This window comes from Promicromonospora sp. NPDC057138 (assembly GCF_042670845.1).
In the GTDB taxonomy this organism is placed as follows: Bacteria; Actinomycetota; Actinomycetes; order Actinomycetales; family Cellulomonadaceae; genus Promicromonospora.
In genome coordinates this window covers 1-9,167 of the sequence record NZ_JBHUUX010000117.1, presented here as the reverse complement: position 1 = coordinate 9,167, position 9,167 = coordinate 1, and the positions used below count along the sequence as shown (strand labels likewise).

The 9,167-nt window shown below is 73.3% G+C and carries 7 protein-coding genes; 1 reads left to right on the top strand and 6 read right to left on the bottom strand.

Annotated elements, in window-relative coordinates:
• Positions 1–59: 59 nt before the first annotated feature.
• From ACFT2C_RS28620 to ACFT2C_RS28595, 6 genes are all read right to left on the bottom strand, one after another.
• On the bottom strand, positions 60–1,610 hold the full coding sequence (locus ACFT2C_RS28620) for a ricin-type beta-trefoil lectin domain protein (RefSeq protein WP_377210502.1): 1,551 nt from the start codon (positions 1,608–1,610) through the stop codon (positions 60–62).
• A 312-nt stretch (positions 1,611–1,922) separates the two neighbouring features.
• Positions 1,923–2,942, bottom strand: coding sequence for a LacI family DNA-binding transcriptional regulator (locus ACFT2C_RS28615; protein ID WP_377210501.1), 1,020 nt, complete (start codon positions 2,940–2,942; stop codon positions 1,923–1,925).
• Between the two features lies 1 nt (position 2,943).
• Positions 2,944–4,146 (bottom strand): sugar ABC transporter permease, encoded by a 1,203-nt coding sequence (locus ACFT2C_RS28610; protein WP_377210500.1) that lies wholly within the window; start codon positions 4,144–4,146, stop codon positions 2,944–2,946.
• Positions 4,143–4,901, bottom strand: a complete 759-nt coding sequence (locus ACFT2C_RS28605; protein ID WP_377210499.1) for an ATP-binding cassette domain-containing protein — start codon at positions 4,899–4,901, stop codon at positions 4,143–4,145. The genes ACFT2C_RS28610 and ACFT2C_RS28605 overlap by 4 nt, the downstream gene beginning before the upstream one ends.
• Entirely contained in the window at positions 4,898–6,163 is a 1,266-nt protein-coding gene (locus tag ACFT2C_RS28600; protein ID WP_377210498.1) for a substrate-binding domain-containing protein, read from the bottom strand. The genes ACFT2C_RS28605 and ACFT2C_RS28600 overlap by 4 nt, the downstream gene beginning before the upstream one ends.
• A gap of 110 nt (positions 6,164–6,273) precedes the next feature.
• The gene (locus ACFT2C_RS28595) at positions 6,274–7,392 is read right to left on the bottom strand and encodes an ROK family transcriptional regulator (protein ID WP_377210497.1); all 1,119 of its coding nucleotides are present in this window, start codon (positions 7,390–7,392) and stop codon (positions 6,274–6,276) included.
• Positions 7,393–7,748: 356 nt separating this feature from the next.
• Here ACFT2C_RS28595 and ACFT2C_RS28590 point away from each other — a divergent pair, with 356 nt between their 5' ends.
• Positions 7,749–9,017, top strand: a complete 1,269-nt coding sequence (locus ACFT2C_RS28590) for an ABC transporter substrate-binding protein (RefSeq protein WP_377210496.1) — start codon at positions 7,749–7,751, stop codon at positions 9,015–9,017.
• Positions 9,018–9,167 lie beyond the last annotated feature (150 nt).

The following is a 9,167-nucleotide window of genomic DNA, read 5'->3' as shown; positions in this document are numbered from 1 at the left end:
GGTCTCCCTGGTGTCACCAGGGAGACTCGGACAGGCGCTCTACTTCGGCGAACCCCCGGTCAGCCGACGTGCCACTTCTGGGCCGAGGTGCCGTTGCAGGTCCAGATCTGCACCGGCGTGCCGTCGGCGCTGTTGCTGTTCGGGACGTCCACGCACTTGTTCGCGAGGATCGAGACCAGGTCCCCCGCCCCGCTCAGCGTGAACTGCTGGGCCGGGTTGCCGCTGCAGTTCGCGAGCTGCACCGCCGTGCCGTCCGCGGTGTTGCCCCAGGCGACGTCCATGCACAGGCCGCCCGCGCGCAGGGTGCCGTCGCTGCTGAAGGTCCAGCGCTGCGCGGCGGAGCCGTTGCAGGTCCACAGCCGCAGCCGCTTGCCGTCCGCGAAGTCGGCGTCCGGCACGTCGATGCACTTGCCGGCCAGCCCGACCAGCGAGCCGCCCCCGCTGCCCGACGTCGTCGTGAGCTGCAGCCCGTACGTGCTCAGGATCGGGTTCACCGGCTGGTAGATGAACCGGCCGTTCGAGGAGCAGTCGCCGATGCGGCCCGACGTCACACCCTGCGCCTGGTCGCCCGAGAGCACCGAGCCGCCCGAGTCGCCGCCCTCCGCGCACGCGGAGCCCGTTGCCATGCCGGGGATGTCGCCGCTGCCGTAGTTGATGGTGACGTTCTTCTCCTGGATGACGCCGCAGCGCCAGCCCGTCGTGCGCCCCGAGCGGCACACCGCCGCGCCGATGCCCTGCTCCGCGGAGCCCGCGACTGACGTCGTCCCGCCCGCGTAGTTGTTCACGGCCGGAGTGGGCGTCCAGTCGCCGTTCGTCGCCACCCATGCCCAGTCGTGGCCCGGGAAGGTCGAGGCCCGGTAGGTGCCGAGCGCGGCGCCGTCCGGCGCGGTGACCGCGTTGCCCGCCGATCCGCAGTGCCCCGCGGTGACGAACCCGCCCTGGACGGCGAAGCCGATCGAGCACAGCGTGACCCATCCGTCGCCGGTCGGCCGGTGGAACTCGTCGCCGCCGCGGATGTCGCGCGCCGGGACGGGCGCGACCTCGGACTTCTCGACCCGCACGACGCCGGACGGCGCGCCCGCCTCGGCGATCATCGCCCTGGCCGCGCCGACGTCGGACGCCTCGACGACCACCTCGTTGGTCACCGGGTCCGCGTACCAGGAATGCACCGACGCGGGGGCGCCCACCTCGTCCAGGGCCTCCTTCCACGTCGTGAGCGCGTCGAGGCTGTGCTCGACGACGACCGCGTCGGCGCCCGCGCGCTCGGCCACCCTGGCGGCCGCCGCGGTGGTGACGGCGACCCGCGGCGCGTCCGCGCCGTCGGGCAGCCAGGTGCCCGCGTACCGGTCGCCGAGCCTTGCGGTGAGGTGCCTCTCGAGGACGGCGGACTCGGCGTCGAGCGCCAGGCGGCCCGGGATCTCCTCCCGCGTGAGGCCGAGGTCGCGCTCCATCGCGCTGACCTGGGCGTCGGGCAGGTCGGCCGCGCCGGCGGACGTGGCGGACGGCGGAGCCGCCCCCGCGACGCTGGCACCGGTGAGCGCAGTACAGACGATCAGCGCGGCGGCCGACAGCGCTATCAAGGAACGGGACGCGCTCAGGGATCGTGACATGGTGTGCTCCTCGTCAGGCCTGGGGAACCTCGTGTGCCACGGAGCGTATTGACGCCGCACCGCCACCAGAACGGTTGAGACGACGCTGTGTGGAAAGTACCTATCCACCCCTTATGTGCCGTCGGACACCGATCACGGCGCCCGCGCGGTCCGGGCTGGCTGGTCCGTCACTCGACGAGCGCCCGCCGGGTAAGGGTCCGGCTCGGGAGTCTGCTGCGCTGAGTAGACGGTGTCTACGGAGAGCAACCCACGCCCGCGAGCGTGGTCTCACCCCGCGCCGTGCCGCACCTATATCAGCCCGCAGCGGTCCCGTCAGCGCGGTCGGCGCTCACCGCTCCCGCGGGGTACCACCCGGGTCGGCAGCACCACGAGCTCGACGGCCCGGTCGGGGTCGGCGGAGCGCGCGACAGCCAGCTCGGCGGCGCGCCGGCCCAGCTCCACGGCGTCGTACGCGACGACGGTGATGCCCAGCAGGTCTGCGAGCTCGAAGTCGTCGAAGCCGACCACGGCGACGGCGTCCCCGCCCGGTGTGTCGTGCAGCGCCTGGAGCGTGCCGACGGTCGCCCGGTTGTTCGCGGCGAGCACCGCGGTGGGCGGCTCGGGGGCCCGTCCGTCCCGAGCGTCGAGCAGCTCCACGACCAGGTCCCGCGCGGCCGCCGCGGAGTGGGCCCCGGAGCGGAGCCACTGCCCGGCGTCGGGCACCCCGGCCTCCGCCATGACCGCGAGGAACTCGGCACTGCGCTCCTGGTACGTCCACAGGTGCGGCTCGTCGCCGACGAACGCGATGCGGCGGTGCCCGTGCGCCAGCAGGTGCTCGACGGCCGCCCGCGTACCGCCCCGGTTGTCGATGACCACGGTGTCGACGTCGATCCCGGCCGCCGGCCGGTCCACCACGACCACGGTCAGCCCGGCGGCGATCTCGCCGCGCAGCGCCGAGTGGTCGGCGCCTGCGGGCGTGACGATGAGCGCGCCGACGCGCCGTTCGAGCAGCTCCCCCGTCAGCGACGACTCCCGCTCGGGGTCCTCGTCGGACGACGCCGTCAGGAGCTGCAGCCCGTGCTCCCGCAGCTCACGCTCGATGCCGCTGGCCAGGGCGGAGTAGAACTCGTTGGCCAGGTCGCCCGTGATGAACCCGACCAGCCGCGAGAAACCGCCGCGCGCGAGGTCAGCGGCCACGGCGTTGCGCCTGAATCCCAGCGAGGCCGCGGCGTCCTGCACCCGCTCGCGGGTCGCGGCGGCCACGTTCGGCTCGCCGTTGAGCACCCGCGACGCGGTCTTCAGGCTCACCCCCGCCGCCTCGGCGACCACCGCCAGCGTCGGACGACGGATCACGTCAGGCCTCCCGGCGCTTGCGCATCAGCATGTCGATGATGATGGCCAGCAGCAGCACTGCCCCGGTCACCATGTACCGCGCCGCCTGGTCCACGTTCATCAGCGTGAGCCCGTTGGCGATCGACTGGATGACGAGCACGCCGAGCACCGCCGACCATGCGCTACCGCGCCCGCCGAACAGGCTCGTGCCGCCGATCACGGCCGCGGCGATCGCCACGAGGTAGGTGTCGGCTCCCCCGGTGCCCTGGTTCGCGGCGCCCAGCCGGCCGGCGGCGAGCACCCCGCCGAGCGCGGCGAGCGTCGAACACGCCACGAAGCACAGGACCACGGTGCGCTGCACCGGCACGCCCGCGAGCATCGCCGCCCGCCGGTCGCCGCCCACGGCCCGCACCGACCGCCCCCACCGGGTGCGACGCAGCAGCACGTCGGTGACGACGACGAGCAGCGCGAAGAGCACGACCGAATAGCCGATGCCGCGCGCCGAGCCCAGGTAGGCCACGATCCCCGACAGGACGGCGGCCAGCACACCGGTGCGCACGACGATCTGCGGCACGCTCGCGCAGGCGAGGTCCGCGCGCCGCCGTCGGGCCCGGGCGGTCAGCTGCACCGCCACGGAGGTGACCACGACGGCGGCCACCAGCGCCCAGGCCGCCGGCGTGGGCAGGAAGCCCTGCTGCACCGACCGCACGAACCACGAGTCGAACGGCAGGTTGATCGAGCCGAACGGGCCGAGCACCCGCAGCTGCACCCCGGCGAGGAACAGCAGCCCGGCCAGCGTGAACACGAAGCTGGGCAGCCCGAGCCGCGTCGAGAGCGCGCCGTAGCCCAGCCCGACCACCACCCCGCAGGCCAGCGCGGCACCGATCGCTAGCGCCACCGGCCAGCCCAGGGTCACGGAGCCGACGGCGACGACGGCCGCCGCGAGCCCGCTGAGCGACCCGACGGACAGGTCGATCTGGCCCACGAGGAGCACGAGCACCACGCCGAGCGCGATGACGCCGACGGGCGCGCTCTGCAGGGTGAGGTTGACGAGGTTCTCGGGGGCCAGGAACGCGGGGTTGACGGCGCCGAGCACCAGCCAGATGCCCACGAGCGCGGCGACGATCGGCAGCAGGCTGTTGCCGCCGCGCATCCGCTGCCAGACGGCGCCCGGCAGCCCGGCGCCGGACAGCGCCGCCCCTGTGACGGCCTGCTGGGCGCTCATCGGCGGGCCGCCCGGTGGGGGGAGCTGGGGCGCACCGCGCCGGTCATGGCGGCGAGCAGGTCCTCGTAGGAGGCGTCGCCGTCGAACACGTCGTGCACGCGGCCGAGCCGCAGCACGAGGATGCGGTCGGCGACCGCTTGCAGGTCGCCGGCCTGGTGGCTGACCAGGACGACGGCGTGCCCGCGCTCGCGCAGCCGGACGATCAGGTTGAGCACCTCGGCGGTCTGGCGCACGCCGAGGGACGCCGTCGGCTCGTCGAGGACGACGACGCGCGGCGAGCCGAGCAGCGCCCGCGCGACGGCGACGACCTGACGCTGCCCGCCGGACAGGGTCCGGACAGGGTCGCGCACGGTGGGGACGCTGGCCGCGAGCTGGTCGAGCAGGCGCCACGCCTCGCGCTCCATGGCGACCTCGTCGAGCAAGGGCCCGCGCACGGTCTCGTGCCCGAGGAACAGGTTCTCGACGACGTCCAGGTCGTCCACGAGCGCGAGCTCCTGGAACACCGCGGCGATGCCGAGGGCGCGGGCGGCGGCGGGCGAGTCGAGCACCACGGGACGCCCGTCGAGCAGCACCTGCCCGGCGTCGGGCCGGTGCGCGCCGGCGAGCACGCCGGCCAGCGTGGACTTGCCGGCGCCGTTGTCGCCGACGACGGCGAGCACCTCGTGCTCGTGCACGTCCGCGTCGACGTCGACCAGGGCGCGGACGCCGCCGAACCGCTTGGAGACGCCCCGCAGGGACAGCACCGGGTCGCTCATCGGGACACCTCCCCCGCGGTCGGGGTCGCGCCGGCGGGCGCGCCGACGCCGGTGGCGGGCGCAGCGTCGGAGGCGGCGTCCGGCCCGATCAGGCCCGCGCGCTCGCACGCCGCCTCGTACGAAGGCACGCAGATCTCGTCCGTGGAGTAGACGCGCCCCTTGACGATCACGTCCTCGACGTCGGCGGCACCGACGGCGCGCGGCGCCAGGAGCTGCGTGGGGACGCCCTTGATGACCGCGGTGGTGCGCGGCGCCTCGCCGCGCAGCACCCGCACCGCGAGCTCGGCGGCCGTCTGGGCCTGCTGGTCGGTCGCCTTGTAGACGGTCATGAACTGGTCGCCCGCGAGGATCCGCTGCACGGCGGCGAGCTCGCCGTCCTGGCCGGTGGTGACCGGAACGGGGTCCAGGCCCGCCGCCTTCGCCGCGGCGATGGCGCCGCCCGCTATGCCGTCGTTCGCGGCGAGGATGCCGTCGACCTGGCCAGGGAACCGCGTGAGCATGGCCTCGGTCCACTCGGTGGCCTTGTCCGGGCTCCAGTCGGGCGTGTAGTACTCGGCGAGCACGTCGATGTCCTCTCCCTCGAGGGCGCGGCGGGTGCCGGCGGCTATGGCGAGCGCGTTGGGCTCGGTCGCCGAGCCGTGCACCAGCAGCACTCCCGGGCGATCGTCGTCGGCACTGTTCTCAGTTCCATCATCGGCCGCGTCGGCGGCCCTGTCCTCGGCTACGTCGCCGGCTGCGCCGTCGGCGCTGTCCTCGGCGACGTCGTCAGGCCCGTCGTCGGCCTGCGCCGCGGCCCGGTCGGTGACCGCGCCGGCCAGGGCCGAGCCCAGCAGGAAGCCGATGAACTCGTAGTCGTACGACACGTAGTAGTCGGCGCCGTCCACGAACCGATCGTAGGCGATGACCTGGGCACCCAGCCGCTCGGCCTGCACGACGATGCCCACGGCGGCGACGGTGTCGACGGCGTCGAGCACCAGGACGTCCGCGCCCTGGGCGAGCATCGACTCGGCCTGCTGGAGCTGGGCGGCGGCGTCCTGCCCCGCGTTCGCGTACAGCACCGTGCAGCCGGGGCAGCGGCGGTCGACGACGGACACGAACGTGGGCCGGTCGGAGGCCTCGTACCGCGCGGTCTGCGCCTCGGGCAGCAGCAGCCCGATGGTCCCCTCGTGCACGGCCCCCGCACCGCCGCCGTCGTCCACCCCGCCACCCATGCACCCGCCGAGCGCGACCGCCACCGCGAGACCGGCCGCCACCGCCGCCATCCACCTCCCCCACCTTCGCTGAGTGCTGGCTATTTGCGATGTCGAAACGGTTCGACGCCGCAAATACCCAGCACTCAGCGGACGGCGGAGGCGGGTGGGGGGCTTGTTCGTCACGAGCTCACGCCCAGGGAGCCGAACATTCTTGCCTGGTCGAGGGCGGCCGCCAGGGCGCCGCGGACGCCGGCGTCGGCGCCCAGGGCTGACGGGACGACGTCGACCGGGCCGCGCGAGGTCGCCACGACGCGCTGGCCGAGCGAGGTGCGCAGCGGCTCCAGCAGCACCTCCCCCGCCTCGGCGAGCTTGCCGCCGATCACCACGACGTCGGGGTCGACGAGGTTGCACAGGTTCGCCAGGGCGACGCCGAGGTGGCGGCCGGCGTCGAACACCACGCGGCGGCAGCCGGCGTCGCCGTCGAGCGCCCGGGCCACGAGGTCCGCGAGGGTGAGGTGCCCCGCCTCGGGCGGGAGCAGCGACAGCAGGCTGGTGGCGCCGACCAGCATCTCGAGGCAGCCGCGGTTGCCGCAGCGGCAGACGGGGCCGTGCTCGTCCACGGACACGTGCCCGATCTCGCCGGCCACTCCGGACCGGCCATGCACGGCCCGCCCGCCGAGGACGAGCCCGCCGCCCACGCCGTGCGAGACGCGGACGTAGGCCACCGAGTCGTGCCCGGCGCCCGCGCCGAACCGGGCCTCGGCGATCGCGGCGAGCGTCGAGTCGTTGTCCGCGGTCACGGGGACGTCCAGCTCGGCACCCAGGATCTCGTCGACGTGCACGCCGTCCCAGCCGCGCATCATCCCGACGGTGACCACCTGGCCGGTGCGGATGTCGACGGGAGCCGGCACTCCGACGCCGACGGCGAGCAGCTCGGACGGGTCGGCGTCCACCGCCTCCATCATCTCCCTGACCAGCATCGCGACCCGCTGGAGGCCGGAGTCGGCGCGGTGGTCGGGGGCGAGCGGCATGCGCTGCTCGGCCAGGACCCGCATGGACGCGTCGGCGAGCGCGACGCTGAGCGAGCGCATGCCGAACCGGATCCCCGCGACAAGGCCGAGGTTGCGTGCGAGGGTGACCTGGAGCGCGCGGCGGCCGTTGCGCACCGACTGCGCGGTGTGCAGCACGCCCGCCGTCGTGAGCTCCTTGACGATGTTCGAGATGGTGGCTGGGGACAGCCCTGTGACGCCGGCCAGCTCGATCTGCGTGAGCGAGCCACGCTGCTGGACGGCGCTCACGATCCGAGCTCGGTTGGCCTCACGCAGTGAGGTCTGCGAACCCGGTGTCACCCGATCCGCGCGCACAGCGCCCAGGGTAACCGCCATCCGACGCGGAATGGGAGGTTTGGATACACAAACTGAACGATCCGGTCACGATCGGGCCAATCCTGCGTTCACTTGTTGACACCAATTGCCGGGAGACGTTCGATGGGACCGGGTTCACGGGCGTAGAGGCGCGCCCGGCCGGCCGCAGGAACGATGTAGTCCTGAGCACGAAGAGAGTTGTTCTTCGACGCACACGACGACGACGTCGAGGGTCGGTGCTCCAGCGACCGAGGAAGGTTGAGGGACTCCAGATGCGAGTGAACCGGAGGATGACCGCGACGGTGGCGATAGCCGCTGCGCTCGGTCTCACGCTGGCCGCGTGCGGCGGCAACGACGGCGGCAGCGGCGATGGCGAGAGCGGCGGCGCCGACGAGGTGGAGGTGTTCACCTGGTGGGCCGCGGGCTCGGAGAAGGCCGGTCTCGACGCGCTCGTGGGCGTGTTCGAGGAGCAGCACCCGGACACCGAGTTCATCAACGGGGCCGTCGCCGGTGGCGCGGGCTCCGCGGCGAAGGACCTGCTGCAGACCCGTCTGCAGGCGCAGGACCCGCCCGACACCTTCCAGGCCCACGCCGGCATGGAGCTGCAGGACTACATCGACGCCGCGCAGATCGAGGACGTCTCCGACCTCTACGACGAGTTCGGCCTGACGGACGTGTTCCCGCCTGACCTGGTCGACCGGCTGTCCACGGAGGACGGCGCGATCTACTCGATCCCGTCGAACATCCACCGCGCGAACGTCGTCTGGGCCAACCCGACGGTGCTCAAGGACAACGGCATCGACCCCAAGGCGACCTACGCCGATCTCGACGCGTGGATCGCGGACCTGAAGAAGCTCGACGCCGCCGGCGTCACGCCGCTCTCGGTCGCCACGACCTGGACCCAGGTCCAGCTGCTCGAGACGGTGCTGCTCGCCGACCTCGGTCCGGAGGCCTACAGCGGCCTGTGGGACGGGACGACCGACTGGAAGGGCGCCGAGGTCAAGGGCGCGCTCGAGGACTTCGACACGCTCATGGGCTTCACCAACAGCGACCGTGACGGTCTCGACTGGCCCGAGGCGACCCAGATGGTCATCGACGGCACCGCGGCGTTCAACGTCATGGGCGACTGGGCAGTCGCCGCGTTCGAGGAGCAGAAGAAGGAGCTCGGCACGGACTTCACGGCGGCCCCGGTCCCCGGGACCGACGGCACGTTCGACTTCCTCGCCGACTCGTTCACCCTGCCCGTCGGCGCCCCCCACCCGGACGGCGCGAAGGCGTGGCTCGAGACCGTCGGCTCGCTCGACGGCCAGGTGGCGTTCAACAAGGCGAAGGGCTCCATCCCGGCCCGGACCGACGCTGACCCCGCCGACTTCTCGGAGTACCAGCAGACCGCCATCGAGTCGTTCGCGAACGACACGATCGTGTCCTCGCTGGCCCACGGTGCGGCCGCCCCGGTCGCGACGCTCAACGCGATCTCGGACGCCACGAGCAAGTTCACGACCGGTGCGTCCGACCTCGCCGGGTTCCAGTCCGAGCTGGCTGCGGCTGCTCAGGGCTGATCACACCCGCGACACGCACACCGCCGCACGTCGCGGGGCGGCCGGTGTAACCCCCCGGCGCCCGGGGCAGGCCACAAAAAGACCACCCCCCAGGGCGCACAAAGATGAACAAAAAGCCGCGGGGGGGGGCCCCCCACAGAAAGAGACCCC

Excerpts from the sequence above, each read along its gene's own strand:
- ACFT2C_RS28620 (WP_377210502.1), bottom strand. The coding sequence starts at position 1,610 with ATGTCACGATCCCTGAGCGCGTCCCGTTCCTTGATAGCGCTGTCGGCC.
- ACFT2C_RS28610 (WP_377210500.1), bottom strand. The coding sequence starts at position 4,146 with ATGAGCGCCCAGCAGGCCGTCACAGGGGCGGCGCTGTCCGGCGCCGGG.
- ACFT2C_RS28605 (WP_377210499.1), bottom strand. The coding sequence starts at position 4,901 with ATGAGCGACCCGGTGCTGTCCCTGCGGGGCGTCTCCAAGCGGTTCGGC.
- ACFT2C_RS28600 (WP_377210498.1), bottom strand. The coding sequence starts at position 6,163 with ATGGCGGCGGTGGCGGCCGGTCTCGCGGTGGCGGTCGCGCTCGGCGGG.
- ACFT2C_RS28590 (WP_377210496.1), top strand. The coding sequence starts at position 7,749 with ATGACCGCGACGGTGGCGATAGCCGCTGCGCTCGGTCTCACGCTGGCC.